General features: G+C 60.9%; 28 protein-coding genes. 11 read left to right on the top strand and 17 right to left on the bottom strand.

The window, feature by feature from the left end; translation table 11 throughout:
* Positions 1-88: 88 nt before the first annotated feature.
* On the top strand, positions 89-1,585 hold the full coding sequence (locus QRN54_RS11860) for an MFS transporter (RefSeq protein ID WP_003940566.1): 1,497 nt from the start codon (positions 89-91) through the stop codon (positions 1,583-1,585).
* Between the two features lie 49 nt (positions 1,586-1,634).
* Here QRN54_RS11860 and QRN54_RS11855 read toward each other — a convergent pair whose 3' ends face one another.
* On the bottom strand, positions 1,635-2,342 hold the full coding sequence (locus tag QRN54_RS11855) for a TetR/AcrR family transcriptional regulator (protein WP_007731468.1): 708 nt from the start codon (positions 2,340-2,342) through the stop codon (positions 1,635-1,637).
* Between the two features lie 141 nt (positions 2,343-2,483).
* On the opposite strand from QRN54_RS11855, the gene QRN54_RS11850 reads away from it, so the two are divergent.
* On the top strand, positions 2,484-2,921 hold the full coding sequence (locus QRN54_RS11850; RefSeq protein ID WP_020908979.1) for a GtrA family protein: 438 nt from the start codon (positions 2,484-2,486) through the stop codon (positions 2,919-2,921).
* Positions 2,922-2,971: 50 nt separating this feature from the next.
* A complete protein-coding gene (locus QRN54_RS11845) occupies positions 2,972-3,742 on the top strand; it encodes an ABC transporter permease (protein WP_042452705.1) in 771 nt (256 codons plus the stop codon).
* A gap of 523 nt (positions 3,743-4,265) precedes the next feature.
* Here QRN54_RS11845 and QRN54_RS11840 read toward each other — a convergent pair.
* Both QRN54_RS11840 and QRN54_RS11835 read right to left on the bottom strand, forming a co-directional pair.
* Positions 4,266-5,747 (bottom strand): flavin-containing monooxygenase, encoded by a 1,482-nt coding sequence (locus QRN54_RS11840; protein WP_285182054.1) that lies wholly within the window; start codon positions 5,745-5,747, stop codon positions 4,266-4,268.
* 76 nt (positions 5,748-5,823) lie between these two features.
* Entirely contained in the window at positions 5,824-6,282 is a 459-nt protein-coding gene (locus tag QRN54_RS11835; protein WP_285182053.1) for a DUF5990 family protein, read from the bottom strand.
* A gap of 38 nt (positions 6,283-6,320) precedes the next feature.
* On the opposite strand from QRN54_RS11835, the gene QRN54_RS11830 reads away from it, so the two are divergent.
* Complete coding sequence (locus tag QRN54_RS11830) at positions 6,321-7,475, top strand: alpha/beta hydrolase (RefSeq protein WP_042452699.1); 1,155 nt, start codon at positions 6,321-6,323, stop codon at positions 7,473-7,475.
* Between the two features lie 33 nt (positions 7,476-7,508).
* Here the strand turns inward: QRN54_RS11830 and QRN54_RS11825 are convergent, their stop codons facing one another.
* The 4 genes from QRN54_RS11825 to QRN54_RS11810 all read right to left on the bottom strand — a co-directional run bounded on the left by QRN54_RS11825 (position 7,509) and on the right by QRN54_RS11810 (position 10,170).
* Positions 7,509-7,841: a CD225/dispanin family protein gene (locus QRN54_RS11825; protein WP_007731480.1), complete on the bottom strand. Its 333-nt coding sequence runs from the start codon at positions 7,839-7,841 to the stop codon at positions 7,509-7,511.
* A 180-nt stretch (positions 7,842-8,021) separates the two neighbouring features.
* Positions 8,022-8,588, bottom strand: coding sequence for an FMN reductase (gene msuE, locus QRN54_RS11820; protein WP_054781094.1), 567 nt, complete (start codon positions 8,586-8,588; stop codon positions 8,022-8,024).
* Positions 8,589-8,596: 8 nt separating this feature from the next.
* The gene (locus tag QRN54_RS11815) at positions 8,597-9,655 is read right to left on the bottom strand and encodes an LLM class flavin-dependent oxidoreductase (RefSeq protein WP_054781093.1); all 1,059 of its coding nucleotides are present in this window, start codon (positions 9,653-9,655) and stop codon (positions 8,597-8,599) included.
* Positions 9,656-9,666: 11 nt separating this feature from the next.
* Positions 9,667-10,170, bottom strand: a complete 504-nt coding sequence (locus QRN54_RS11810) for a MarR family winged helix-turn-helix transcriptional regulator (protein WP_007731489.1) — start codon at positions 10,168-10,170, stop codon at positions 9,667-9,669.
* Positions 10,171-10,328: 158 nt separating this feature from the next.
* On the opposite strand from QRN54_RS11810, the gene QRN54_RS11805 reads away from it, so the two are divergent.
* Entirely contained in the window at positions 10,329-11,630 is a 1,302-nt protein-coding gene (locus QRN54_RS11805) for an HNH endonuclease signature motif containing protein (RefSeq protein ID WP_285182052.1), read from the top strand.
* Positions 11,631-11,720: 90 nt separating this feature from the next.
* Here the strand turns inward: QRN54_RS11805 and QRN54_RS11800 are convergent, their stop codons facing one another.
* Positions 11,721-12,683, bottom strand: a complete 963-nt coding sequence (locus QRN54_RS11800) for a sensor domain-containing diguanylate cyclase (protein WP_058037733.1) — start codon at positions 12,681-12,683, stop codon at positions 11,721-11,723.
* A 173-nt stretch (positions 12,684-12,856) separates the two neighbouring features.
* Between QRN54_RS11800 and QRN54_RS11795 the strand changes: the two genes are divergently transcribed.
* The gene (locus QRN54_RS11795; protein ID WP_030535218.1) at positions 12,857-14,125 is read left to right on the top strand and encodes a vWA domain-containing protein; all 1,269 of its coding nucleotides are present in this window, start codon (positions 12,857-12,859) and stop codon (positions 14,123-14,125) included.
* Position 14,126: 1 nt separating this feature from the next.
* Here the strand turns inward: QRN54_RS11795 and QRN54_RS11790 are convergent, their stop codons facing one another.
* From QRN54_RS11790 to QRN54_RS11775, 4 genes are all read right to left on the bottom strand, one after another.
* A complete protein-coding gene (locus QRN54_RS11790; protein ID WP_058226197.1) occupies positions 14,127-15,218 on the bottom strand; it encodes an alpha/beta fold hydrolase in 1,092 nt (363 codons plus the stop codon).
* A gap of 170 nt (positions 15,219-15,388) precedes the next feature.
* On the bottom strand, positions 15,389-16,015 hold the full coding sequence (locus QRN54_RS11785) for a superoxide dismutase (RefSeq protein WP_030535220.1): 627 nt from the start codon (positions 16,013-16,015) through the stop codon (positions 15,389-15,391).
* Complete coding sequence (locus QRN54_RS11780; protein ID WP_042451450.1) at positions 16,008-16,580, bottom strand: flavin reductase family protein; 573 nt, start codon at positions 16,578-16,580, stop codon at positions 16,008-16,010. Before QRN54_RS11780 ends, QRN54_RS11785 begins: the two co-directional genes overlap by 8 nt.
* A gap of 105 nt (positions 16,581-16,685) precedes the next feature.
* On the bottom strand, positions 16,686-17,531 hold the full coding sequence (locus QRN54_RS11775) for an LLM class F420-dependent oxidoreductase (RefSeq protein WP_050654799.1): 846 nt from the start codon (positions 17,529-17,531) through the stop codon (positions 16,686-16,688).
* A 125-nt stretch (positions 17,532-17,656) separates the two neighbouring features.
* Between QRN54_RS11775 and QRN54_RS11770 the strand changes: the two genes are divergently transcribed.
* The 5 genes from QRN54_RS11770 (at position 17,657) to QRN54_RS11750 (ending at position 21,866) form a co-directional block, all read left to right on the top strand.
* A complete protein-coding gene (locus QRN54_RS11770) occupies positions 17,657-18,547 on the top strand; it encodes a class I SAM-dependent methyltransferase (RefSeq protein WP_285182051.1) in 891 nt (296 codons plus the stop codon).
* Positions 18,548-18,791: 244 nt separating this feature from the next.
* Positions 18,792-19,649 carry an ABC transporter permease gene (locus tag QRN54_RS11765; RefSeq protein ID WP_277377528.1) on the top strand — a complete coding sequence of 286 codons (858 nt, stop codon included), beginning with the start codon at positions 18,792-18,794 and terminating at the stop codon, positions 19,647-19,649.
* Positions 19,646-20,746, top strand: a complete 1,101-nt coding sequence (locus QRN54_RS11760) for a taurine ABC transporter substrate-binding protein (RefSeq protein WP_231782504.1) — start codon at positions 19,646-19,648, stop codon at positions 20,744-20,746. Before QRN54_RS11765 ends, QRN54_RS11760 begins: the two co-directional genes overlap by 4 nt.
* Positions 20,730-21,557 carry an ABC transporter ATP-binding protein gene (locus QRN54_RS11755; protein ID WP_007733784.1) on the top strand — a complete coding sequence of 276 codons (828 nt, stop codon included), beginning with the start codon at positions 20,730-20,732 and terminating at the stop codon, positions 21,555-21,557. Before QRN54_RS11760 ends, QRN54_RS11755 begins: the two co-directional genes overlap by 17 nt.
* Before the next feature lie 81 nt (positions 21,558-21,638).
* On the top strand, positions 21,639-21,866 hold the full coding sequence (locus tag QRN54_RS11750; RefSeq protein WP_030535223.1) for a hypothetical protein: 228 nt from the start codon (positions 21,639-21,641) through the stop codon (positions 21,864-21,866).
* Positions 21,867-21,923: 57 nt separating this feature from the next.
* On the opposite strand, the gene QRN54_RS11745 is transcribed toward QRN54_RS11750, so the two are convergent.
* The 5 genes from QRN54_RS11745 to QRN54_RS11725 form a co-directional block, all read right to left on the bottom strand.
* The gene (locus QRN54_RS11745; protein WP_003940277.1) at positions 21,924-22,112 is read right to left on the bottom strand and encodes a helix-turn-helix transcriptional regulator; all 189 of its coding nucleotides are present in this window, start codon (positions 22,110-22,112) and stop codon (positions 21,924-21,926) included.
* The gene (locus QRN54_RS11740) at positions 22,112-22,531 is read right to left on the bottom strand and encodes a hypothetical protein (RefSeq protein WP_218695843.1); all 420 of its coding nucleotides are present in this window, start codon (positions 22,529-22,531) and stop codon (positions 22,112-22,114) included. Before QRN54_RS11740 ends, QRN54_RS11745 begins: the two co-directional genes overlap by 1 nt.
* A gap of 90 nt (positions 22,532-22,621) precedes the next feature.
* Entirely contained in the window at positions 22,622-23,140 is a 519-nt protein-coding gene (locus tag QRN54_RS11735) for a GNAT family N-acetyltransferase (protein WP_003940356.1), read from the bottom strand.
* A 19-nt stretch (positions 23,141-23,159) separates the two neighbouring features.
* The gene (locus QRN54_RS11730; RefSeq protein WP_065455251.1) at positions 23,160-24,038 is read right to left on the bottom strand and encodes an SDR family oxidoreductase; all 879 of its coding nucleotides are present in this window, start codon (positions 24,036-24,038) and stop codon (positions 23,160-23,162) included.
* On the bottom strand, positions 24,035-25,567 hold the full coding sequence (locus QRN54_RS11725; RefSeq protein WP_054187715.1) for a flavin-containing monooxygenase: 1,533 nt from the start codon (positions 25,565-25,567) through the stop codon (positions 24,035-24,037). The genes QRN54_RS11730 and QRN54_RS11725 overlap by 4 nt, the downstream gene beginning before the upstream one ends.
* Positions 25,568-25,578: the final 11 nt, after the last annotated feature.

Below are 25,578 nucleotides of genomic sequence, written 5' to 3'. Positions count from 1 at the left end.
ACCCGCCAAGTGGAGACAGCCTCTCCGTTTTCGTGTAGCGTTTTTGCTAACCGGAGAAGCCATCTCCGCATAGGTTGGGCGAGGGACTATGTCAGACATTGCTGAACGGACTGAATTCGAGCAGTCCTCGGCGCCTTCAGGGGACAACCACGCAAAGCGGTGGCTGGTTCTCGCGGTTCTGGGAATTGCGCAGCTGATGGTGGTCTTGGATGCCACCATCGTCAACATCGCGCTGCCTGCTGCGCAGCGCTCACTGGAGTTCGGTGATTCGGACCGCCAGTGGATCATCACGGCATACGCATTGGCGTTCGGCAGTTTGCTGCTACTCGGCGGTCGATTGAGCGACTTGTTCGGGCGCAGGCGAACTTTCATCGTCGGCCTGATCGGCTTCGCAGTCGCTTCCGCCATCGGTGGCGCAGCCGTCAACTTCGAAATGCTTGTTGCCGCTCGTGCCGGCCAAGGCGTATTCGGTGCGCTCCTTGCCCCGGCAGCCCTGTCGCTGCTGTCCGTGACATTCACGGATCCAGGTGAGCGTGCCAAGGCGTTCGGTATCTTCGGTGCCGTTGCCGGTGGTGGTGGCGCCATCGGACTGCTGCTCGGCGGCGCACTCACCGAGTGGGTCGACTGGCGCTGGTGCCTCTTCGTAAATCTCTTCTTCGCGGCGATCGCCCTGGTCGGTGCAGTCCTGTTGCTCGCGCCGCACACCAGTGACTCGCGACCCAAACTCGACATCCCCGGAACGATCCTGGTGTCGATCAGCTTGTTCAGCATCGTCTTCGGATTCTCGAAGGCCGAGTCGGACGGGTGGAGTGCAACTCCCACTATCTCGTGGCTCGTTGCCGGCGTCGTGTTCATGGCGGCGTTCATCTACTGGCAGACCAAGTCCGAGCACCCACTTCTTCCGCTGCGGGTGGTCCTCGACCGAATCCGGGCTGGCTCGTACCTGGCGATCTTCCTTTCCGGCGCAGGCATGTTCGCAGTCTTCCTGTTCCTGACGTACTACATGCAGCTGATCCTCGGGTACAGCCCGATCATGACCGGCCTCGCATTCATGCCGATGGTGTTCGGAATCGTGACAGCGGCAACGCTTTCGACAGCGGTTTTGCTGCCGCGCGTCGGTCCGCGAGTGCTGATCGTGAGCGGAATGGTCATCGCGGCGATCGGAATGACGCTGCTGGCCCAGATTTCCGTGGACAGCACCTATGCAGTACACATTCTGCCGGGGCTCGTCGTCACCGGACTCGGCATGGGCAGCATTTTCGCCCCGTCGATGCAGGGAGCAACTTCAGGCGTGCATCACGAAGATGCCGGCGTCGCATCTGCCACGGTCAACACGATGCAGCAGGTGGGCGGCTCGATCGGAACTGCACTGCTCAGCACGATTGCCGCCTCGGCTTCTACCAACTATCTGGTGGGCCGCGAGATGAATCCGCTGACTCAGGCGCAGGCCGCCGTCGAGAGTTACACCACGACGTTCTATTGGGCCGCAGGCATATTCGCGGTCGGTGCGGTCTTGACCGGACTGGTTCTTCGGAGTGGATTGCTTCCGGATTCGCCGGAAGGTGAACCGGTAATCGCCCACTGACAGCAAATTTCGGGGTCGACGCCGCAATGGCGTCGACCCCGAAATCGACTCAGCAGTTCTTCCCGGGCGTTGCCTGAAACCGATGAAGGACGTGATCGAGTTGCTCGGAGGACAGCGCCGGCACGGGCAGTTCCCGATGGTCGGTGCGGGACGCGCAGAGTCCGTCGATCATGAACCCGAGTGCGCGGCGGTAAGCCTGAGGGGCCTCGTCGCCACCGAACTTCTGGGCCATCTTGACGACCTGCATGAGAAGCGGAATGTCGTTGACTTCGAAGTCGCTGCGCAGGGTGCCCTGTTCCTTGGCTCGATTGACAAGTACCGCAGTGTGTCGAGCGATCCCGGCGCGCGCGCGAGCGAAGGTGTCGGACGTGAAGCGTCCGTCCATCAGGAGATCGCCGAATCCGCGGTTGTCTGCCATGCGCAGAGAGATCACGTCGAGAAAGTAGACAAGACCTTCCCAGGCGTCGGGCATCTCTCGGGCGGTGGCGGCGATCGTTTCGATCTCGGAACACCGCGTGTCGAACAGTGCCTGGATCAGTTCGTCCTTGCTGGCGAACCGGCGATAGACGGTGCCGACGCCGACGCCGGCGTGCTTCGCGACGTCCGCCAGCGTGGCGTCGAGTCCTTGGGCAGCGAACACCTCGCGAGCGGAGTTGAGGATGCGCTCGAGGTTGGCCTTGGCGTCGGACCGAAGGCGCGGCTGTGAGCAGTCGGCCGAGGTCCCCGCATGAGAAGCGTCGGGGTGTGTTGTCGGCATCCTCACAGTCTACGGCACTAAGCGGAATGATCGATTCCGTTAGTGCTATATTGCTAAGCGGAACGTGTGGTTCCGATTGTCCGTATGAGAGAAGCCGATATGAGCACGTCTGACATCTGGGTCGGGAGCAATCCGATCTCGATGGTGGGTACGCGGAGTGCAGGTTTCGCGGCAACGAGGCTTCGCGCCCTTGCCGGCGACGGCGCCTTTGCTCAGCTCGTTCGTTTTGCCCTCGTCGGCGGAGCCAGCAACATCTTGTACTTTGCCGCTTTTCTGGCGCTGCGCGGTGACGGAGCGCTGGTCGCCAACGCAGTTGGTGCGGTCTTGAGCACCATTCTGGCCAACGAACTGCATCGCCGGCTCACCTTCCATGCCGCGGATCGCGTCAACTGGTTCACCGCGCAGTGGGAAGGCGGTGGACTCGCACTGGTCGGGTTGATCGCCAGTTCTGCCGCCATCAGTGCGCTCGGCTTCCTTCTCCCGGGCGCCGACGGGCTTCTTCAAGCCGGGCTTGTGATCGCCGTGAGCGGAATTGTCGGTGGCCTGCGATTCGTCGCCCTTCGCGGTTGGGTGTTCTGAGCGGTTCTCGAATTCGGATCGGACTCGGCTCGTAGGGAACACTGAGACCCATGAGCCTTTCGATAGCCGACTCCGGCATCCGTCTGGCTGTGCTCTGCATCGTCATGGCACTTGTCGCCACGCTCGTCTACCGATTCACCTATCTCGGTAGCGTTCGGGTGGTCCCCGGTGCCCTCGCTCGTGGCGCTCTTCAGTTGGCTGCGATTTCGTTGATCCTTGCCGCCGCCTTGGCCCACATCTGGTCGGCGCTCCTCGTGCTCGTCGGCATGTTCGTTGCAGCGTCTTTCACCGCGGCACGACGCTCGAACGCGGGGACGTCCGGAGTTTGGCTGACCATCGCGTTGGCGTCGGGAATCGGTGTGGTTCTGCCACTGATGCTGCTGTCCGGAGTGGTTCCGCTGCAAGGCGTCGCTCTGGTGCCGATCGGCGGCATTGTTCTGGGTGGCGCGATGACTGCAACATCGATGGCAGCCAAACGCGGACTCGACGCCGTCGACGACCGGTACGGGGAAGTGGAAGCAGCACTGAGCCTTGGATTTTCCCAACGCGATGCGCGGTGGGAGGTAGCCCGCACCGCTGCCTCCGATGCTCTGCTGCCTGGAGTCGACCAGACGCGCACCGTCGGCCTCGTGACATTGCCCGGAGCCTTTGTCGGTGTGTTGCTCGCGACGGGATCGGCCGTTCAGGCCGGTGCTGTGCAAATTCTTGTATTGGCAGGGTTGTTGTTGGCACAAACCTGCTCGGTGGCCGTGGCGTTGGAACTCGTCGCCCGCGGTTTCGTCTTTCGAGGTCAAGCTGTCAGGCCTGCGCGAGTTCGTTGATCTTGTCGCTGCGAAGGACGCGGCCGGGAAGATCGGGGGTGTTTGCCGCGAGGGTGATCATTGCCCTGCCGATGTTTTCACTGGTGGTCACGCTGCTGGGCCACACCCTGCGTAAGAGTGGGTGGAGAGGCACGGAGATTTGATACGACCGTGTCGATTCGTGAATCGTCCATGTATTCGACCAGCACTCTGTTGCCGACCATCACAACGGAACGGACTGGAGATCATCCGGCCGGAATGGCCAACTGAACGCTTGACCTGCAATTATGAGTCCATTTTGATCCGACTCGCGACTAAAGTCCCTACAAACCGGCTGGACGGTTGGCTGAAAATAGTTTTATGGACGAAGGAGTTGATGAAATACACGTTCTCGGATCGGAGTCCGCCGGTCGAATGGTAGAGGCGTCGGCGATCATCGTTCTCGGTGCGCTCTGTGCAGTAGTCGCAGGTTCGGGTGTGTTCTTTGTCGCCGGATCGATTGGTGGCTTCGCCCGATTGCTCTACCTGGTTGTTCGTGGTCCGCTCAACTCTTGCTCGGTACCGGCGTCGACTGTCGAGCTGGCGCCTTCGAGAACGTCATGTGGTCGTTGATGCTCCCGAACGTCGAGTGAAGACGATCAAGGATGTAGTTCTGACGCATGTTCCACGGTGACTTCGATCCCTGCTTCGGGAACTGTTCCACAGCACGCATGACGTACCCCGACGCCAGGTCCAGGATCGGCTGCTGGTCCATCTCTTCGCTCGCGTGCGGCACGCACTTCGAATAGCCGCGCTTGTCCATCTCCGTCAGCAGTCGGCAGACGTACATCGACGTGAGATCTGCTCGCAGAGTCCACGAGGCGTTGGTGTAACCGACGCACATCGCGAAGTTCGGTACGTCGCTGATCATCATGCCCTTGTAGACGTAACGATCACCGAGGGTGACGGGTTCGCCGTCCACTTCGATCGACATCCCGCCGCACGCTTCCATCTTCAATCCTGTTGCAGTGACGATGATGTCAGCTTCGAGTTCGCGACCTGACGCGAGACGAATTCCAGTCTCGGTGAAAGTGTCGATGCGATCGGTCTCGATCGAGGCCTTGCCGGATCGGAGGGCTTTGAACAAATCGCCGTCCGGTACGACGCACAAGCGTTGATCCCAGGGATCGTAGGTGGGTGTGAAGTGAGGATCGAGTGGGATCTCTTCCGGGAGTTGGCGACTGATCGCGAGGTTCAGCAACCGCTTTGCACGCGCAGGACTGCGCCGGCACAGTTGATAGAAACTCAGGTTCACTACGATGCTCTTCCATCGAGCGATGCTGTGCGCGAGTTGATTCGGCAGTACTGCGCGAATGGTGTCCGATAATTTGTCGCTGGACGGCAGAGCCAGAATGTATGTCGGTGATCGCTGGAGCATCGTGACGTGGCTTGCGTCCCGTGACATCGTGGGGACCAAAGTGACTGCGGTGGCGCCGCTTCCGATCACAACGACCTTCTTGTCGGAGTAATCGAGTTCTTCGGGCCAGAACTGCGGGTGCACAACCTCGCCGGCAAACGATTCACGTCCGGGGAAGTCGGGGGTGTATCCGCCTTCGTAGCTGTAGTAACCACTGCACAGATAGAGGAAGTTGCAGGTCAGGGTTTCATCTTCGTCACCGGTCGTGACAGTGACCGTCCACGTCGAGTCAGCTGACGACCATGATGCGGCCGTCACCTTCCGGTTGTACCGAATCTTCTTGTCGATCCCGTTCTCTCGCGCGGTGTCGCGCACGTACCGGAGGATCGAATCACCGTCGGCGATTGCTTTGGCATCTGTCCACGGCCGAAACGGGTAGCCGAGCGTGAACATGTCGGAATCCGATCGGATGCCAGGGTATTTGAAGAGGTCCCAGGTTCCGCCACTGTTCGCACGGGCCTCGAGGATTGCGTACGACTTGCCGGGAAGCTCGGTCTGGAGTCGATACGCAGCACCGATGCCGGACAAGCCGGCGCCGACGATCAGGACATCGAGGTGTTCGGTGCTCATCAGTTCGGACTCCGTATCGATCGTGTGGGGCCACCGGGCAGACTAGGTGTTCGATCTCCACACTACTGAACGATGCTCAGTAAGGCGAGGATGACCATGTGATCGTCGGCGGTCGGATAGCCGCACACAGTGGTTTACCTGCGGCGTCGGTGAGGCCGAGGTCTCCGTGGAGCGTGCCGGAAGCGTCGGCCTCCTCGGCGATGTGCTCGGGGATCGCGTCGAGCATCAGCTTTGCGCGCCGAAACATCTCGAACGTCTGGTCATCGGATACCGTCACCCAGGACAGGTAGATGAAGCGTCCGCGAGGCGGACCCTGGATGTATGGACCGAGTAAGTCCCAGGCACCGGACTTTCGCTCCAGACTCGCTGTCAGTTCCCATCGCACTGTCTCGGTATCTCCCGGTACGAGGTCGAGGATTTCGTGTGGCTTGCCTCGGCGCTGAACGCCGACGTGGATGTTGCTGCGCTCTTCGAAGGTTGCGGTTTCGGAACACTTACGTCCGGGCAGGCTGTGACCGGTGATGATGATCTGCATATCGACATCATGCTCTGCACAGGTCGGGAGGGGTTGGCGTGGTGAGTCGTTCGGGTAGAACCTTTGTTGCGGCCGTGGTGGCGAGCATTCTGTTGTCGGGTCTCGGGTGGGGGTCAGGTGTTGCAGTGGCGACGGCGGACGAACCGGAAGTCGCGGGCGCGCTGGAGTCCTATGGCGAACTCTCGGCCGCAGTGTTTCCGGTCGGCGCCGGTGAGACGCAGCGGGTCGTCTATCGAACTCTGCGTACCGCTGACAGATGGGGAGAGTCGTCAGGGTCCGTGTTTCTGCCGGAAGGCGCCCCACCGGCGGGCGGTTGGCCCGTCATCTCCTATGCCCACGGAACTTTGGGCAGTGCGGATCAGTGTGCACCCTCGTCGACCGGATTCGGTCCGGGCGAGATCGAACCGATCGAACGCTGGTTGGAGCAGGGGTACGCGGTGGTCGCTACCGACTACTCGGGAGTTGGTACCGACGGGGTGCTGGCCTATCTCGACGGACATGCCGCCGGGGCGAATGCCGTCGACATCGTGCGGGCCGCGCACGAGTTGTACGGCAATGTGCTGAGTCCGCGGTGGATGGTCGCGGGTTTGTCCGAAGGTGGTCATGCGGCGTACTTCGCGGGACACGATGCCACCACTCGTGCACCGGAATTGGATTTCCGTGGCTCGGTTGTCGTCGCAGGCCCCACACACATGGAAGGGCTGTTTCCGTTGGGCGGCCCGCTGTTTCCCGACATCGGTATCACCGGGCTGGTGGGATATGCGCTGTACGTCCTGGCTGGGATCGACGATCAACGACCCGAAGAGAACATTCGCGAGGTTCTCTCGCCGCAGGGGATCGAGTGGATGGAAAAGGCTCGGACACTGTGCGCCGGAGATCTCGGCCGACACATTCGAGCCGAACGAATCCAGTTGAGCTCGTTGTTTTCTCGGTCAGTATGGACGCCGCGCATGTACGACCTGTTCCGCGAGATGATGCAGGTGCCGGTCGACGGCTACGACCGTCCACTGCGCGTGGTGCAGAGCGTGTCGGACACAACGGTTCCTGTCGCCCTTACCTGGGCGCAACTGGTCGACATGCGTTCGCGGGGAACGCAGTTCGAGTATCAAGAACTCGCCGGAATCAGCCACGGTCAAACGACGGTCGCTTCGATGGACCAGACCATGGAGTTCGTCGATCGATTGATGAGGTGATGTCCTGGTGGTGTGGTTGTCCAGGGTGGCTGTTCAGCGCATACGCCGCGGACCGTAATCGTGGCCACCGTTGGCGAACCACACGATTGCCGCAATCGCGTACAGGATGCAGACCAGGAGTAGTAGGCCGCCTGCGATCCACAGCGAGATCTGACCGAGCCGTTTCACTCGATCGGACGCATACCGCGACCCGGCCACATCGCCGTCAGCCCACAGCGGATACACGTTGAAGGCGTGCGTGAAAGCGGAGAAGGAAAGCGGCCAGAAGAACAGCAGCGAGACCACTGCCCAGCCCGCATTGACGGGTGGTCGAATCGGGTGCTGAGGAACGGATTGCTGGACAGTGGGTTGATCCGGGGTGGTCATGGGGGGCTCCTGACATGAGGTGGCCCTTTCGACGCTACTGCGATGGAGCTGAAGAATCACTGAAAAACGGTGTTCGGTGATGCGATGTGGATCAGCGGCGTAAGTGTGCTGGATCAGCCGCATTGCCAGTCGTGACCGCTGGTGGTGGTTCCGGGTCATTGTTGTGCAGACGAGGGGCGTTCACGTCAGCGCAACTCGATGCCGCTCCGCGAGCATCCTCGCTACCGGCAGGACGTCCTTTGCTGCCATCTCGATACGTTCGAATACCTCGGGATTGAGGATGGTCGTTCCGTCGAAATCACCTGAGCTGAGATAGATTCCGACCGGAGCGGTCAGCGCTTGGAAGAAAGCGAACAGTGGCCGCAGGGCATGATCCAACACGAGAGCATGGCGGTCGCTACCACCTGTAGCGGCAAGAATCACCGGAGTGTTGGCAAGCGCGTACTGGTCGACGAGATCGAAAAAATGCTTGAACATTCCCGCGTACGAGCCGCGGAACACCGGTGACGCCGCGATGACGATATCGGCGGACTCGACTGCTGCCAGCGCTTCGGCGGTCACTGAGTCGACGTGATCGCGATCCAGAGCAGATGCAAGACCTGGAATCAGATCCACGATCTCGAAAACTCGTGTGTCGATCTGCTCGAAGTCTCCCAAGGTTTCGACGATCAGGTCGACGAGGGCACGAGTCTTGGAGGGTTTTTGAAGGTTGCCGACAACGGCAACAATTTTGAGCGGTGTGCTCATCGAAACTCCTATTTTTGGGACGACTTCAGTGATTCGATTTCCTTACGCACAACGGGGGCTACTTCGGTGCCGAGGATCTCGATCGCACGCAGCATGTCCTTCTGTGGCACGTTGCCGAACCCCATCTGGATCATGATGCGGTCATGATGGAACAGTTCGTACTGCGCCATCGTCTTGTCGATGATTTCCTGCGGGCCGCCGAGGAAGAACGCACCCGCGGTGGTTGCCTGCGCCTCGTATGCCCTGCGCGGCATGGGAACTCCGTTTCCCCGCTGATGATGATTCTGCATCCACCCGGCCTGGAAGTACGGGTACGACGTGTCGAGTGCTGTTTGCTTCGAGGTATCGACAAATCCTGGCGAAGCAATCGAGACAGCGAGCTTCTTCGGATCGTGTCCGAACTCCGCTGCAGCCCTGCGGTACAGATCGACGAACGGTTCGAACTGTTGGTAGCTTCCACCGATGATGGCCAGTGAGAGGGGCAGGCCCAGTTTCGCGGCACGGACGACAGAGGCCGGAGTACCTCCGACTGCGATCCACACCGGAATCTGACGGTCCGGGCGGGGCGTCACGTCACCGTCGATCAGTGGTGGGCGAAGTTGTCCTTCCCAGTTGATCGGGTTCTCGTCGCGCAGTTTCAGTAGTAGATCAAGCTTTTCGGCGAAGAGTTCGTTGTACTGGGACAAGTCGTACCCGAAGAGCGGAAATGACTCCGTGTACGAACCTCGGCCGGCAATGATCTCGGCACGGCCTTCGGAAAGCAGGTCGACTGTCGCGAACTGTTGGAACACACGTACGGGATCGTCGGAACTGAGTACGGTTACGGCGCTGGACAGCTTGATGTTGTCGGTAGCCTGAGCCATTGCCGCGAGCACAACGGCAGGGGCTGAGACTGCGAAGTCGGTGCGATGGTGCTCGCCGACGCCGAAGACATCGAGTCCAACCTGATCGGCAACGGTTGCCTGCTCCACCAAATGACGAAGGTGGACACCGGGATTCATCATCGCGCCGGTGGTGGGGTCTGGGGTGAGTTCACCGAAATGGTAGACGCCCAATTCGAAAGCCATGTTGTTTCTCGCTATCTGTTCGTGGGGGTGATGGAAAGCTGTTCTACGTGCGCATCGCATGCGCCGCCTTGATTCGTGTGATGTGTGGCAAGTCGGGAGAAGAAGCGTTCGAGTACCGGAAGCTCCTCGGTTTCAATGAGATCGGAGAAGTATTCGGCGATCCCTCGCGTGTGTATGGCGGACGCTTTTCGAAGCGTCTTCTTGCCCGCAGGCGTCATCGATACCGTCACGACGCGTCGATCGTTGTCCGGTCTAACGCGCTCCACTAATCCGGCCTCGACCAATCGATCGACGACGCGCGTCACGCCACTGGTGGTGACCAGGACCAGTTCGGCCAGATCGCCCATTCGGATCGTGTTTCCCGGAGCTTCGTGCAGTCGGAGCAGAACGTCGTACTGGCCAAGGGTGAGTCCGGTGGTGGTTCGAAGGTCCGCCTCCATCTTGCCGAGGATGACGCTGTGGGAGACGACGAGGTCGCGCCACACACGACCACGTACGTGTTCATCAGTTGTCATCGGTGACGCCCTCCATTTATTTGCGACCGCAAGTATTGCTTACTCAAATAATACGCGTGTGACGGTCGAACTATTCCCTGCTCTTATTTGCGCTGGTAGCGAGGTATTGACTCGAACGCATGTTCGAGTATGATTTGGGGAGGGGATCGGGGGATTCAATGACTGTCTTGTTGTCGGATGTGGTGTCTGGTTCTGCGGTGGGGTTACGCGGACGGTTGTGGCGGTTGACTGCTGCTGAGTTGCGCGCTGCTGCGGTGTCGGCGAGTGCGGAGATTCTGCGCCTCGAAGCCGTTCGTGTGGCGGTGGTCGACGAACTTTCGTTGCGTTCCGATGATCAGGTGATTGCCAGCCGCGGTGTGGGTGCGTGGTTGGCGGCGAACACGATGCTGCAGGTTCGGGACGGGAAGAAGATCGCCGCGTTGGGTGCGGCTTTGCGGCCGTTTCCGGCGGTGGCGGCTCGGTTCGATGGCGGGGATTGCTCGTTCGATCATGCCGTGTTGATCGTGGCGTTCTGTGAGTCACCGCCGAAGGGGATGCCGGAGGAGGCGCTACCGAAGTGCATCGATTTGTTGTTGGCTGCGGCATCGGGGGTGGAGGCGACGACCACGAAGGTGCGGAACGTGATCGCGACCTTGGAGCGGTTGTTCGAGTCCGATGAGATCCCGCCCGCCGAGGATGTCGATCTCAATGAGTTGCGGATCGCCTCGACCTTGAACGGCCGGGTGGTGGTGCGTGGTGATTTCGACGCCCTCACCGGCGAAATGTTGTTGTCGGCGTTGTCGAATCTGACGATGCCGACCCCGGCACCGGACGGGACTCCCGATGCTCGGTCGGCGGCGAAGCGGACCGCGGACGGGTTCACCGAACTGATCCGGCGTTACCTGGACTGCGCGAGGACTGGCACCGATGGTGGTCAGCGTCCGCATGTGAATGTGCACATCAATGCTCGGGATCTGGCGGAGCATCGGGACTGCGCCGCCACACCAACTGATGGTGGTGGAGTGGCTGTGTCTGATCTTGATGTCGGGCACATGCCGTGGCTGGGGCCGCTCTCGGTGTCGCAGACCAGACTCCTCGGCTGTGATTGTTTCCTGTCCACGGTGCTGCTCGATGATCACGGCGCGCCCTTGGATGCGCAACCAGGAAAGAGGCTGGTCACCGCCGAACAACGGACTGCGTTGATTGCCCGCGACAGAGGCTGCGCGTTCCCGGGCTGCACATGCGTGCCCGCCTGGACCGATGCGCACCATATCCGGCACTGGGCGAACGGCGGGCCGACGGTGATGAACAACCTGGTCCTGCTGTGCCGTTCACATCACCGGCTGATGCACCGCAAAGCCGGGTTCGTCGGGAAATGGGCGATCCGCATCGGGGTCGACAACAAACCCTGGTTCATCCCACCACCCTCGATCGACCCGCAGCAGCAACCGCGCCCAGCGAACACCACCTTCAAAACCTGAGAACGAACCTCAGGCACAACAGAACACGGCCGAGCACCGCATCGAAGGGATCCCCCCGATGCGGTGCCAACCGGCCGTGGAGGAGTCGAATCAGTGCTTCGAGCGCTTGTGGCGGTACATCTCCGCATCGGCCGTATCCCAAGTCTCGGAAAGGCTTTGGGTCATGGAAAAGTCGGCTCGACCGATCGAACAACAGACGTCGGCATTCCGGAACGCCTTCTCCAAACACTCGAGCAGGTAGTCGACGGCGCGCGGCTGTGTATCGGGCAGAGCGATTCCGAACTCGTCTCCGCCCAACCGTGAAACCACCGCACCAGGGTGCGCGCACGCTGCCAAGATCTTGCCGGCCCTTTGAACGTATTCGTCGCCCGCGGCGTGGCCGAGTTCGTCGTTGATGGTCTTCATGCCGTCCAGATCGACGATGATGATAGCTCCCGGATCGGCGAATTGGCGGTACCGAGTTTGCTCGGCCTCGAGGATGCGATTCCACCCGCGCCGATTGAGAAGACCTGTCAACGGGTCGGTCTCGGCATCGAGTTGCGCAGTTTCGGCCAGTCGGACTGACTGCGCGCGCTGATAGTCGACATCGAGAATGGTTCCGAGAAGTCGGCACAGGAGATTGAGGAGGGCTAGGTTGTCCTCGAGTGCGGAGTCGCCCGCACTCGGGTCGGCGCCACACAGAGTGCCGAAGAGACTGCCGTCGTTGTGGAGGATTGGGATGCTGACGTATGCGCCAATGCCTTCCCACCTGCCATCACGGGACAGTGCGCGCACGAGCGCGCGATTCGATGAGACTGGCGGCGCATTTCCGAGTACCACCTCGCTGCACATGGTGTTTGGCCAAGCCCGGGTCTCGCCGACTTCGATGTGAAGTGGGTTGGGTGAGACGGTGAGAAAGATTTGATTGGACCCGTCGAACCGCGTGATCGACCACAGTGCCAGCGGAAGATATTCGTCGAGGTAGGACACGACCGAGCGACTTGCGTCGTCGAAATTCGTCAGAGGTGGCAACAGTGGCAACATCGGGATGGTGCGCGTCTGGCCGTGCGGCATTTTGACCTCCTGATCGACCCTAGGATTCTGTCGATGTTCAGGCTCTTGGTCCCGCGTGCGACAAATCTTCCACGAACAGTCTGCCTCGAGAATCCTCGCGATTGCTGAAAGTGTGCTGTGATTCTTCCGACCGCGGGGCCGTGGATTCTTTGGTGGCCAGCTAATCTTCCGGTATGGAGCTGGCGCGTGGAGCGAACACAGTCGTTGAGGGAACTTCGCTGAAGGTGGCGGTGAACGGTAGCGCTCCGGGCACGGTAGACCTGATGGTGTTCCAGCTCGACGAACGGAACAAAGTACGGGACGACGCAGATTTTGTCTTCTTCAATCAGCCGGTCTCACCCGAAGGCGCGGTGCGCTTGGAGCCCGGCGGCGTCATCGAAATCGACATTGCGAGGTTGCCCGCTGACATCCATCAGCTGAGTGTTGCCGTGGCACTTGATGCGGCGGCAAACGGAACCCTGTCTGCTGTCGGGGGCCTTGGGGTCGTGGTGGAGCAGGTTGGTTCCACCGCCATCGTGGCTCAGGCTTTGGGGTTGACGAGTGAGAGGGCAGCGGTTCTCGTCGAGATCTATCGCCGCGGCGCGGGCTGGAAGCTGCGAAACGTGTCAGCTGGCTGGGACAGCGGATTGGCGGACCTGGTAACAGCATTCGGAGTGTCGGTCGACGAGGAACCGCAGGCTCGACCCGCCGGCTCTGCTGAAACGACAGACGGCATTCGGACCGTGCCCGACGAAGCCAAACTCTCCATGGTGAAGCGGGAGAAGCTGGACCTCCGAAAGCGCGAAGTGGCCAAGGTCCTGCTGACGAAGGGTGGCAACGGAATTCGGGCACGGGTGGTCCTGGTGATCGACAAAACCGGAAGTATGGCCAAGCAGTACCGCACCAGAGTGGTGCATCGTGTTGTCGAACGCATGATTCCCGTTGCGATCCAACTCGATGACGACGGCAAGCTGGAGCCGTACTTGTATGCAGTCAGCTTCGTCAAACTCCCCGAGATCTCTGTCCATGACGCGGAAGAGTGGTCGGATACCTACCTGCACTTGCGCGGCTCGCACGGCGGATTCAACTACGACAAGATCGGCGCCGCAAATCGTGAAGTGCCGATCATGACTGAGATTCTTTCCGGCCTGACACGTGGTTCCGCGCCGACGCTCGTCCTGTTCTTCACCGACGGTGGCTTCAGCGAGCGCAAGGAAATCACGAAATTGATGCGCGAAGCGTCTGGGCTCCCGGCCTTTTGGCAGTTCGTCGGAATCGGCAAGGCCAACTACGGAGTGCTGGAGAAGCTCGACGACCTCGACGGCAGGGTGGTCGACAATGCCGGATTCTTCGCGCTGGACGACATCGACACCGTCGACGACGCCCAGTTGTACACCCGTTTGCTGAGTGAATTCCCGGATTGGCACAAGGCAGCTGTAGCCGCGGGCATCACAACGCCGTGATTTAGCTAGTCGAAACCAACTGCGGTGCATTCTCTTTCAAGAATTCGTCGATGTGCGCCCAGGTGGAGTCTCTCGCGGTGGGGCCGGCAACGAGCCCGAGGTGACTTCCCGGCGCCTTCTCGAACCGGACCGACGGCGCTCCGGTGAGGACCGACGTGATCGCTTCCACCGAAGCGATGGGTGCAATCACGTCAGTGGTGCCGCCGACCGCGAGAACGGGAACGCTCAGAGCTGACAGTTTGATCTCGCGTCCGGCAAGCGTGACGGTGTCGTTGAAGAGATTGTTGCCCAGCATGAGTTGTTCGCAGATCTGCTGAAAAGCCTTGCCGGGGTATCCAGGCATGGCTGCCATGAACTTGTCTATCGATTCCATGCGAGCCAGTGTCTCGGTGTTGTGGAGGTTGCGCATGATGAACCATGGCTTGAGAACTTCGCGCTGCAACGCCGTCACCTTGTAACTCGCCTGAACGAGTGGAGCAGGTAGTCCGCCGACAAGATTGGTCGCGGACGTGAGTGGGGTGTCGCCCGTATATTTGCCGATCAGCCTCAAGGGGCTGATAGCGGGAATCTTCGTGTAATCGATTGGCGTTCCGATTGCCGTGATCGATGCGATCGGCAGGTCGGAGTGAGCGGAGCCCGTGAGCAGAGACATGGTCCCGCCGAGGCTCCACCCGATCAGCGAAACCGGTGCGCCGTCATGTAGGTCCGAGATCGTACGGATCGCTTCCGGGATGATGTCGTCGACCCAGGCCTCGAAACCCATCCCGCGGTCGGAGTACCGCATGGTCCCGTAGTCGAGGAGGTAGGGCGTGTTCGCCCCATCCAGTAGGTGCGCGGCGAGGCTTTGGCCCGCACGAAGGTCGTAACAGTCGGCTGAAACCGCGAGGGGCGGTACGAGGAGAACCGGATTACCTCTTGGCCTCCACAATGCGCCGAAGCGATACAGATCGCGGTGTGGACCTTCGCTGATCAGTACGGACGGGGTGCGTTCGGTCTTCTCGACACCGTCGCCGAACGAGAGTCCCCATGCATTGCGTGCTGCGGTGTCCAGCGTCGGACGCCATGTCGCGATCAAACCACTGATATCGAGCACTGGTTCCCCTCGGAGTCGAATCGGCGGACGGCCGAGTCAGCCGCGCTCGGTGTATGTTACCTGCCTTCACATACATCGACTTCGTGGGTGCAGAAACCCAGCTCGGCAACGGAGCCACCGTGCCGAGCTGGGGTGATCGGGGTGAAGCGGCAGTGATCAGGTGGGGACGATCAGGCGGGGACGATCAAGCCCGTCGCCGCCGTGGCCGTTGCGTAACGCTGTGCAACGTCTTCCCAGTTGATGACGTTCCAGTAGGCCTTCACGTAGTCGGCCTTGACGTTCTTGTACTGCAGGTAGAAAGCGTGCTCCCACATGTCGAGCATGAGCAACGGAACGATACCGATGCTGATGTTGCCTTGCTGGTCGGTGAGCTGCTCGATGACCAGGCGCTGCCCGACCGTGTCGTAGGCCAGTACGGCCCAGCCGGACCCCTGCAAAGTGGTTGCTACAGCGGAGAAGTGGTTGACGAATGCGTCGAAGGTGCCGAAGTGCTCGTCGATTGCGGCTGCCAACTCGCCCTCTGGCCGCTCACCGCCGTTGGGGGAGAGGTTCTTCCAGAAGATGGAGTGATTGGTGTGGCCGCCGAGGTGGAAGGCGAGGTTCTTGCTGAGCAGCGGCGCCTTCGCGGTGATCGTGCCGTCTTCGCGCGCAGCAGCCAACTGCTCGATTGCGCTGTTGGCGCCCGCCACGTACGTGGCGTGGTGCTTGCTGTGGTGCAGTTCCATGATCTCGCCGGAGATGTGCGGTTCGAGAGCGGCGTAGTCGTAATCCAGTTCGGGGAGAACGTATTCAGTCATGTGACATGCCTTCCTTTGAGGAAATGTTGTGAGTCGAGAGATTCCGATAGGTTCGATTGTGATAGACGAGCGGCGCTGACATGTGCTGCGGATCGATGACGTCGACGACGCGTGCAGTGACGATCACTGCGGCGCCACATGTAGTGGCATTCAAGGGAACCGCACGCAGGGCGTGGCCTGTCCCATGTAGGAACGGTTCACCCGTCGAGAGAAACGACCAGGGCATATCGTCTCCGAAGCGCACAGCGCCGCGGGTTGCGAACGTGGAAGCCAGTCGTTCGTTCGCCGAATTTGCCAGGTGAACAACAAAACTGCGGGCGGAAGCGATGACGCTCGCAGAGCCTCGCAACGACTGCAGTGAAAACGCCAGAACTGCAGGATCGGCGCTGATCGAGATCACCGACGATGACGTGATGCCGGCCGGGCCGTCATCGCCCGTTGCGGTGATGATCGAGACGCCGGCGGGATGGTTCCGGAACGCCTCGACGAAGGAGTTTCGGATGGACGGCTCCGCATCAACAGAGTCGTCCGAAACAGATTGGGTGCCAACCAGTTTTGTGGTCACTCCTCGCCCCTCTTCTGTCTCGGGTTTTGCTGCCGTTGCACTGTCTTGTGCAATACCGACGTTAAAACCTCGAGTGCAGTTGAGGTCAAGATGCTGTGGCGGACCTCACCGTCCGAGCTTGGCTGCCAGACGTTCCATGTATCCGACAACCTCGTCGGGGCTCTTGTCCGGAGTGCCGAACATTGCTTCGGTGACACCGATGTCTTCCCAGTGGGCGAGCTTCTCCGAATCGGGTTTGCCTGCCAGGACGGTTATTTCAGGCTCGCCGACTCTACCTGCTTCGGCCCAGATCTTTCGGAGCAGTTCCACGTTTCCGTCGATCTCCTGCTCGATGGGTGTGGTGATCCACCCGTCGGCAGACTTTGCGATCCACTTGAAAGTCTTCTCGTTGCCGCCGCCGCCCAAGAGGATGGGAGGACGGGGCTTCTGAACTGGTTTGGGCCACGCCCAGCTGGGTCCGTACTTCACGAATTGGCCGTCGTACGACGCTTCTTCCTTCGACCACAGTTCGCCCATGGCTTCGAGATACTCGCGGAGTGCGGTCCGGCGTTTGTTGGGCGGTACGCCGTGGTCGGCGAGTTCCTCTGCATTCCAGCCGAATCCGACGCCGAAGACCACGCGTCCGCCGGAAAGATGGTCCAGCGATGCGATGGTTTTCGCGAGAGTGATCGGATCGTGTTCGAGGGGGAGGGCCACGGAGGTGCCCAATCGGATGGTGTTCGTGACCGACGCGGCGGTGCCGAGGGCAACCCAGGGGTCGAGTGTGCGCATGTAACGGTCGTCGGGCAATTCGGCCGACTGGGTTCCGGGGTGATCGGAATCCCTCGAGACGGGGATGTGAGTGTGCTCCGGAACGTAAAAGGCGTCGAATCCATTCGCCTCCGCAGCCTTTGCTGCATCGGCAGGGCGGATGCCGCGATCACTGGTGAACAGGCTGAGTCCGTAGCGCACTGGTTCTCCTTCGATGGTCCGTCGAAAAACTGTAACCTGTTGCATCTTCGTTCGGATAGGTTTCCAGCCCAGTAAATCGATTGCCGACGTGACCGGGGACGTGGTGAACTCGGGCGGACTTTGTTGTGGGTCGAGAAGTGGATGCAGTAGAGGTGGATGCAGTAGTGATGGATGCAGCGGAGATGAATCGGTTGTCGTGGAATGCGGCGACCGTCGCTCACAACAGTCACAAAGGAGACCAGGCACAGTTCTTTCGCAACGGCGGGTCGACCTTGTATCCGGAAGAACTGGCGCTGCTCGGCGAGATCGACGGCTCCTCGATTCTTCATCTGCAGTGCAATTCCGGTCAGGATTCGTTGAGTTTGGCCGCTCTCGGTGCCGCGGTGACCGGCGTCGACATCGCGGATTCCGCGATCGACTTCGCCCGAACCTTGTCCGCGGAATCCGGAATTGCCGCCGATTTCGAGCGTGCCGATGTATCTGCGTGGCTCCGCGCTGCTGCCGCTGGCCAGAGAAAGTTCGACCGAGTCTTTTCTTCGTACGGAACGGTGATCTGGTTACCCGATCTCGACGAGTGGGCCGAGGGGATTGCCGGTGTTCTCGCGCCGAACGGTCGATTCGTTCTGGTGGAGTTTCATCCGTTTGCCATGTGTTTCGACGAGAAGTGGTCGCTGACATACCCGTACGGAGGCGGGACTCCCGTGACCGAACCCCGTGGCGTGGGCGACTACGTGGCAGACTCGGCCGATCTCGTCTTGCCAGGCGCTGAGGGAAACGGAGTCGAGAACTTCGAAAATCCTTTCCCCTCATGTGAATTCAACTGGTCCATTTCCGAGGTGCTAGGAGCTTTGCGGCGCGCCGGATTGACGCTCGAGTCTTTCGACGAGTACCCGTACGCCAACGGTTGGCAAGGATTCGAGGAGATGGCTGAACTCGGCGGCAAGCGTTGGGGAGTCCCGGCCGGACGACCCGAGATCCCGCTCATGTATTCGCTGTCGGTTCGCTTGGCCGACTGACGCCTATTTCCCCCGCATTTGCGGGTAATTGCAGACACAGGTAGTAATTACCCCCATGCCCTCGACGCCACTGACACGACGCATCGCCGTCGACCTGTGCCGTCTTGGTGCCAACTGCTGTTGCTGTTGATTCCCTCCGACTCTCCTGAGTGAGAATGGCGCCGCTCTGTGCGCCTTCGCCCCTGCATATGCGCCCGTTGCTGCATGTGTGCCGGAATTTTCCGTACGTCGAGGAAGAACAGCGATGTCGACTCCTGTCGAAGCAATAGAACCAACATCAGTCACGGAACCGAACCGTGAGCCGCGTCGGCCGTGGACTTCGAGTGTGACCACTGTCGGACTGCCGGTGCTTTCCGTGATCGCATTCTTGGCCCTGTGGCAGGTCGCTGCCGCGAGCGGCACCTGGAGTGAGACCTTCGTGCCGTTCCCGAGCACGGTCTGGCATGCCTTCGTCAACACGATGACCACGCACGACGGAGTGCGCGGCTACCAGGGCTACCTGCTCTGGGAGCACCTCTACATGACGCTGCGACGGGTGCTGGTCGGTGTGATCATCGGCGTCGGAGTGGGCGTGATCCTCGGTTTGGCCATGGGATCGGTGACATGGCTGCGGAGCCTGCTCGAACCGTGGTTGACGTTCCTGCGCGCACTGCCGCCCCTGGCGTATTTCTTCCTGCTGGTGATCTGGCTGGGAATCGACGAGGCGCCGAAGATTACATTGCTGGCGCTCGCTGCTCTTCCGCCGGCAGCGGTGGCCACCACAGCTGCTGTGGTCGCGGCGCCGGTCGGACTGGTCGAAGCGGCCAGGGCCCTGGGAGCCTCACGGGCGCAAGTGATCCGGGACGTCGTCGTCCCGTCGGCCTTACCGGAAACTTTCACGGGCATTCGGCTGTCGGTAGGTATGGCGTACTCGTCGGTGGTCGCGGCCGAACTGTTCAACGGCATCCCCGGAATCGGCGGAATGGTCAAGGATGCAAGCAATTACAACAACACACCGGTCGTGCTGGTGGGGATCTTTGCCATCGGATTCTCCGGCCTGATCATCGACGGACTGCTGCGGGCTGCAGAGCGCCGCGCCGTTCCCTGGAGGGGAAAAGTATGACTGACAATCAGAAACACGCCAGCAGCAATCTGAAGCGCAGCAGTAATTCGACGCCCAATGAAGGAAGGGCTGCCCGGACGGCGTTCACGGTGCTGATCGGCGTCCTTGCCCTTGTTCTCGGTGCGTGCTCGGTTGATCATTCGGGCCAGGATTCGTCCAAGGAAACGATCCGTATCGCTTACCAGTCGTTCCCGAGCGGCGACTTGATAGTCAAGAACAATCGCTGGCTCGAAGACGCACTGCCCGAGTACAACGTGAAGTGGACGAAGTTCGATTCGGGAGCCGACATCAACACCGCCTTCATCGCCGGTGAAATCGATTTCGGCGCAATCGGTTCGAGTCCGGTTGCTCGTGGACTCTCGGCACCGCTGAACATTCCGTATCAGGTCGCGTTTGTTCTGGACGTGGCCGGCGACAACGAAGCCCTGGTGGCGCGCAACGCAACCGGAATCAAGACCGTCGCAGATCTGCGCGGCAAGAAAGTGGCCACGGCATTCGCCTCGACCGCGCACTACAGTCTGCTGGCAGCGCTGAACCAGGCCGGACTCAGTGCCGACGACGTCCAATTGGTGGATCTCCAGCCGCAAGCATCCCTCGCAGCCTGGCAGCGCGGTGACATCGATGCCGTCTACACCTGGCTGCCCACGCTCGACGAACTCCGTAAGGACGGAACACAGTTGATCGCCAGCCGTGAGCTCGCGACAGCAGGAAAGCCGACACTCGATCTTGGTGTGGTGTCGACTGCGTTTGCCAAGAATCACCCCGAGATCGTCGACACCTGGCGCCAGGTTCAGGCCCGCGCGCTCACGACGATCGCCACTGATCCGAACGCGGCAGCGGAAGCTGTTGCCGCACAATTAGGCGCCTCGAAGGAAGACGCGGCAGCGCAGTTGAAACAGGGTGTGTTCCTCACTCCGGAGCAGATCTCCTCGCCGGAATGGTTGGGCACCGAGGGCGCTCCCGGGAATCTGGCAGTGAACCTGCAGAGTGCAGCGCAATTCCTGGCCGAGCAGAAGCAGATCGACAGTGTGCCTGACCTGACGGTCTTTCAGAGTGCTCTCTATGTGAAGGGGCTTCCCGATGTCCTTGACCAGTAGCGTGACCGCGCAGCAGGCCTCGGGTGGATTCGCCCCCGACCGCCCGGGCGCGATCCGAATCGACACCGTCTCACACAGGTACGGCCACGGTCGAGAGTCCGTCACGGCACTCGGGCCCGTATCGATCGACGTCACACCTGGTGAGTTTCTGGTTCTCGTCGGAGCGTCGGGTTGCGGCAAGAGCACATTGCTGCGGCTGATCGCGGGTTTCGAAAGTCCTTCCAGTGGAACGGTTCAGGTCTCCGGATCCGACCCGATTCCCGGGTCGAGTGCGGGAGTGGTGTTTCAGCAGCCACGGCTCTTTCCGTGGAAATCGGTGGGCGGCAACATCGATCTGGCACTCAAATACGCCGGCGTTGCGAAGAGCGAACGCGGGCAAAGGCGTGACGAGCTTCTCGACCGCGTCGGTCTGGTCGGCACTGCGGACCGGCGTATCTGGGAAATCTCCGGGGGGCAGCAGCAGCGGGTGGCAATTGCTCGTGCCTTGGCGGCCGAAACGTCGTTGCTCCTGTTGGACGAACCCTTTGCCGCGCTGGACGCCCTCACTCGCGAGCGTCTGCAGGAGGACCTGCGCAGTGTCAGTGCCGAATCGGGGCGAACAAGTGTCTTCGTCACTCACAGTGCCGACGAGGCGGCCTTTCTCGGCTCCCGCGTCGTAGTTCTGACAAGCCGACCGGGCAAGGTCGCGCTCGACCTGAAAATCGATCTGCCACGAACCGGCGTCGATCCCGACGATCTCCGAGGCTCACCCGAATACGCGGCATTCCGAGCCGAAGTCGGCCATGCGGTCAAGGTTGCAGCTGCAGCGTAGGTACCCTGCGCGTCGACTACCAGGTGGCCGCGTCGATAATGGGAAGGAGAACGTGCAGGACACGACGAACAAGGAGTGGTCATGGCAACTGAGGTGGAGTCCGGTGACCTCGTGCAGGCAGCCGGCCATGCGGGTCCGTGGACGGTAGTCGAAGTTCGCCAGGGGATGGCGCTGCTCGAACACAGTGACGGGCACAGGTTGTCGCGTCGAACGACGACGTTGACCGTCGTCCGCAAGGGCTCGGGCAAGAAGGCAACGGCCGTCGAAGACGGGAAGGACGAAAACGGATCGCCAACTCTGTTCGACTGAAACCGCAGCTCGACTGAAACCGCAGCTCGACTGATCTTCCGTCAGTTCGAGACGGCGTCAGCTGGAGAAAATGTCGTCTACGCGTTTGTCGAAGTATTCGGCGATTCGGAACGCCAGTGACAGACGCGGGTCGAAGTGTCCCTTCTCGATCGAGATGACGGTCTGGCGTGTGATGCCGAGCGCGTCGGCGCACGCTTGCTGTGACAATCCGGCTGCCGTACGAAGTTCTTGAAGGTTGTTGCGCATCAGATCTCGTCAGATCTCGAATGTGGGGTGCGGTCCCTCGACACTGCCCAGTACCGGATTCCGAAGTCGGCCAGACCGAGGGCTGTAAACATTACGAGCGGCAGTTCGGGAGCGCCGAAGACATTGTGCGCGATCAGCGCGATCCCCATGGCAGTGATCAAGTCGGTGAACGCGCCGAAGCCGGCCTTGCGACTCCATTCTGTTTCGACGGTGTCCTCGGGGTAGGCGGGGGCCTTGTCGTTCTCCGATGGAAAAAGGGCCCACGCCGACCCGATACAAGCCGGTGCCATGACGATTGCGAAGACGATGAAGGCCAACGTCTTCCGATCATCGGCGGTCAATGTTGCAAAAAAGCTGAAGGCTAGCGTTGCTGCGACGCCGATACCGATGATCAGGCTCCACCGTGCCGTGGTGCTCATGAAGCCTCCCAGGTGTAAGAGTTCTTTGACATGCCTGAGCGTAGGTCTACGTGCGCTGGATGTCAAAGAACTCTTACATCGCGCTGAGGGTCAAGCGACCCCGAACGGCGCTGCGTATGAAAACTTCCCCGTCTGATCGGGGCGGTGCGTGGTGAGGGTCCTGATCTGAAAGTGCTCGCCCCACTCGGCTTCCGGAGACTCGATCCCGGCGTCCGTGCTGGTGACGAACCCGAACTGCGGGTAGTACTCGGTGCTGCCCAGGAGGGCGAGCAGTGGCACGTCCAGAGCGTCGGACGCACCGATCACCGCGTGCATCAGCGCCGAACCGACGCCGCTGCGTTGGTTGTCCGGTGTGACTGCCAACGGGCCGAGGCCAACCGCCTCAACGGGACCGACCCATCCGCGTGTTCCGATCACGAAACCAACGATCTCATCACCGGCGACGGCGACAAGGGACAACTTCGGTAAGTAGTCGTTCGAGGCGAAGAGCTGACGTGTCAGTTCGATCTCGTAGGGAGACTCGCCGGGCGGCGCTTGGTCGGCAAACGCCGCCCCGAGCAGTGAATAGATTGCGTCACGGTCGGAAGAAGTTTCGCGGCGGATGTACATGGCCACGAAACTACCCGCTTCATCTCCGATCGTGCTCCTCGTTTTCGGCCTGACGTGCCACTCGCTTTTCGTAATCCGCACGCCCGTTCGGATCTACCGATGTCAGCGCGCGGCGATCGTCGATCACCCGGCGTCCGATGTTGATCATCCATTCGGGTACTACAGCGTCGATGAGGTCCCAGCCCGCAAGGTAACGCGGAACAGTAGTTTCGGCTCGCCGGTGCGCGACCGTGTCGACGACAGCTTCGGCCACGACCTCGGGTTCAACCGTCGGCATGCCCTTTCCGAGTGGCACACCGGAGGAGAGCCCGGTGCGCACCGCGCTGGGCAGGATGGCGCTGACGCTGACGCCGGAATCTGCGAATTCGACACGAGCAGAGGCGGAAAGGCCCACCGCACCGAACTTGCTTGCGTTGTACACGGCCATTCCTGGCACCGGTAGCTTGCCTGCCATGGATGCGATGTTGACGACATGACCGCGTCGCCGATCCACCATGCCGGGCAGCACGGTGCGCATCCCGTGAATCGGGCCCCAGACATTGACGTCGAGGGTTACTCGACTGGTGGCGTCGGACTCGTCGAGGAAGCTGCCGAGCGGCATCACGCCCGCATTGTTGACCAGAATGTCGATGTGACCGAATTCGCCGATCACTGTGGAGACGAACACATCCCAGGATTCGCGTGAGGTGACGTCCAGAGCGTACCCGCGGGCCCGTGCGCCGATGGATGCGGCGGTGTCGACGGCCGTCTCCTCGTCGAGGTCGCCGACGCAGACGAGTGCGCCGCGAGCTGCGAACAACTCCGCTGTGGCCCGGCCGATTCCGCGGCCACCTCCGGAGATGACGACGACTGCTCCGTCGAGATCGATCGGCGGGTAGGTGGTGCCGAAAAGGCTCATGTGGTGTACTCCGGTTCGGGGGTGGTGGTGGGCTCAGCGGGGGTGTCGTCTGACGCAGGGTTGTCGGACAGCGTGTGGTTGTAGGCGTATGGATCGAAGGCCCGTAGCCGTCGACGCATGGCTCCTGACGACCACGGCCAGTTGAAGCTGTTGCGGCCGTTGACGTCGAAGAAATAGCTTTCGCAACCACCGGCGTTGTAGACCGTGGTACCCAATGCCTCCTGAACTTGAGAGTTGAAGGCTGCCTGTACTTCCGGGCGCACGTCGATGGTTTTCCAGCCGTGCCGACGAGCGTGGCCGATCGCCTGTGCCACATAGTTCAGTTGGGCTTCCAGAATCATGAAGGCCGACGTGTGTCCGGTGCCGAGGCTCGGGCCCAGCAGAATGAACGCGTTGGGGAATCCGCTGACGGCGGAACCGAAGTACGCCCGCGGGCTTCCCTGCCAATGATCGTCGAGTGATCGACCTTCTCCGTCGAATACCTTTGATGCGATGGGCATGTCGAGGATGTGGAAGCCGGTTCCGAAGATGATGGCGTCCACTTCCGATTCCACTCCGTCGGCTCCGATCACGGTGTTGCCGTGGATCTCTTCGACTGCGTTGGCATGGACGGTCACGTTGGGTCTGCCGAGGGCCGGGTAGTACGAGTTCGACATGAGTAGTCGCTTGCAACCGAGGGTGTAGTCGGGAGTCAGCGCCTTGCGTAGCTTCGGATCGCGCACCTGCAAGCGCAATTGGGCCGACCCGAGTTTCTGCACGATACGCAGGATCCACGGATTGCGGAACCCCAATCCAAGCGCTTCCATGATTCCGTATTCGATGCTGCGTAGAGCCTTGTGCGCTCCCGGTACGAATCGCATGACGGACCTTTCGATCCGCGGTACGTAGTGATCGGGTTTGGGAAGGACCCATTGAGCTGTGCGTTGGTAAAGGTGAAGGGCGGACACGTCGGAGACGATGCGCGGCACGAATTGGACTGCGGAAGCGCCGGTACCTACGACGGCGACGCGCTTTCCGGTCAAGTCGTAGTCGTGATTCCACTGCGAGGAATGAAACACCTCGCCCTCGAACGTTTCCAGCCCGGGGATCGCCGGCGTCAAGGGTTCGTTCCACGGGCCGGCGGCGGCTATCACGAAACGAGCAGTGAGTTCACCGCTGGAAGTTGTGATCTTCCAGAGTGATTGCGATGCGTCCCACTGTGCGGAGAGCATTTCTACCCCGAAGCGAACGTGCTTGTCGACCCCGTGGCGGACGGCCGTGTCCTCGATGTACTCGCGGATCTCCGGCTGCTCCGCGAACAGTCGGGTCCAATCCGGATTGGCGGCAAAGGAATACGAGTACAGGCCGGACGGGACGTCGCAGGCACAACCGGGATAGGTGTTGGCGCGCCAGGTGCCGCCGAGGGAGTCCGCTTTCTCGAGCAGGACAAAATTGTCGATCCCGAGGCGCTGCAGGTGAATTGCTGCACCGATCCCGGAGATCCCGCCACCGATGATCACGACCTCGAAGTGGTCAGTTCTGTTGTTCACTGAGTCTGCGC

Source organism: Rhodococcus sp. MEB032 (assembly GCF_030208925.1).
In the GTDB taxonomy this organism is placed as follows: Bacteria; Actinomycetota; Actinomycetes; order Mycobacteriales; family Mycobacteriaceae; genus Rhodococcus_F; species Rhodococcus_F qingshengii.
Note: the sequence above shows the minus strand (reverse complement) of the source record. Positions and strands in the feature narration are given on the sequence as shown.

What these genes read in the sequence shown, in the direction of transcription:
- msuE (WP_054781094.1), bottom strand. Translation starts at nt 8,588, where the DNA reads ATGAGCACACCGCTCAAAATTGTTGCCGTTGTCGGCAACCTTCAAAAA.
- QRN54_RS11750 (WP_030535223.1), top strand. Translation starts at nt 21,639, where the DNA reads ATGGCAACTGAGGTGGAGTCCGGTGACCTCGTGCAGGCAGCCGGCCAT.
- QRN54_RS11815 (WP_054781093.1), bottom strand. Translation starts at nt 9,655, where the DNA reads ATGGCTTTCGAATTGGGCGTCTACCATTTCGGTGAACTCACCCCAGAC.
- QRN54_RS11765 (WP_277377528.1), top strand. Translation starts at nt 18,792, where the DNA reads ATGTCGACTCCTGTCGAAGCAATAGAACCAACATCAGTCACGGAACCG.
- QRN54_RS11800 (WP_058037733.1), bottom strand. Translation starts at nt 12,683, where the DNA reads ATGCCGCACGGCCAGACGCGCACCATCCCGATGTTGCCACTGTTGCCA.
- QRN54_RS11850 (WP_020908979.1), top strand. Translation starts at nt 2,484, where the DNA reads ATGGTGGGTACGCGGAGTGCAGGTTTCGCGGCAACGAGGCTTCGCGCC.
- QRN54_RS11795 (WP_030535218.1), top strand. Translation starts at nt 12,857, where the DNA reads ATGGAGCTGGCGCGTGGAGCGAACACAGTCGTTGAGGGAACTTCGCTG.
- QRN54_RS11745 (WP_003940277.1), bottom strand. Translation starts at nt 22,112, where the DNA reads ATGCGCAACAACCTTCAAGAACTTCGTACGGCAGCCGGATTGTCACAG.
- QRN54_RS11785 (WP_030535220.1), bottom strand. Translation starts at nt 16,015, where the DNA reads ATGACTGAATACGTTCTCCCCGAACTGGATTACGACTACGCCGCTCTC.
- QRN54_RS11810 (WP_007731489.1), bottom strand. Translation starts at nt 10,170, where the DNA reads ATGACAACTGATGAACACGTACGTGGTCGTGTGTGGCGCGACCTCGTC.
- QRN54_RS11730 (WP_065455251.1), bottom strand. Translation starts at nt 24,038, where the DNA reads ATGAGCCTTTTCGGCACCACCTACCCGCCGATCGATCTCGACGGAGCA.
- QRN54_RS11760 (WP_231782504.1), top strand. Translation starts at nt 19,646, where the DNA reads ATGACTGACAATCAGAAACACGCCAGCAGCAATCTGAAGCGCAGCAGT.
- QRN54_RS11755 (WP_007733784.1), top strand. Translation starts at nt 20,730, where the DNA reads ATGTCCTTGACCAGTAGCGTGACCGCGCAGCAGGCCTCGGGTGGATTC.
- QRN54_RS11825 (WP_007731480.1), bottom strand. Translation starts at nt 7,841, where the DNA reads ATGACCACCCCGGATCAACCCACTGTCCAGCAATCCGTTCCTCAGCAC.
- QRN54_RS11860 (WP_003940566.1), top strand. Translation starts at nt 89, where the DNA reads ATGTCAGACATTGCTGAACGGACTGAATTCGAGCAGTCCTCGGCGCCT.
- QRN54_RS11845 (WP_042452705.1), top strand. Translation starts at nt 2,972, where the DNA reads ATGAGCCTTTCGATAGCCGACTCCGGCATCCGTCTGGCTGTGCTCTGC.
- QRN54_RS11805 (WP_285182052.1), top strand. Translation starts at nt 10,329, where the DNA reads ATGACTGTCTTGTTGTCGGATGTGGTGTCTGGTTCTGCGGTGGGGTTA.
- QRN54_RS11740 (WP_218695843.1), bottom strand. Translation starts at nt 22,531, where the DNA reads ATGAGCACCACGGCACGGTGGAGCCTGATCATCGGTATCGGCGTCGCA.
- QRN54_RS11835 (WP_285182053.1), bottom strand. Translation starts at nt 6,282, where the DNA reads ATGCAGATCATCATCACCGGTCACAGCCTGCCCGGACGTAAGTGTTCC.
- QRN54_RS11840 (WP_285182054.1), bottom strand. Translation starts at nt 5,747, where the DNA reads ATGAGCACCGAACACCTCGATGTCCTGATCGTCGGCGCCGGCTTGTCC.
- QRN54_RS11855 (WP_007731468.1), bottom strand. Translation starts at nt 2,342, where the DNA reads ATGCCGACAACACACCCCGACGCTTCTCATGCGGGGACCTCGGCCGAC.
- QRN54_RS11735 (WP_003940356.1), bottom strand. Translation starts at nt 23,140, where the DNA reads ATGTACATCCGCCGCGAAACTTCTTCCGACCGTGACGCAATCTATTCA.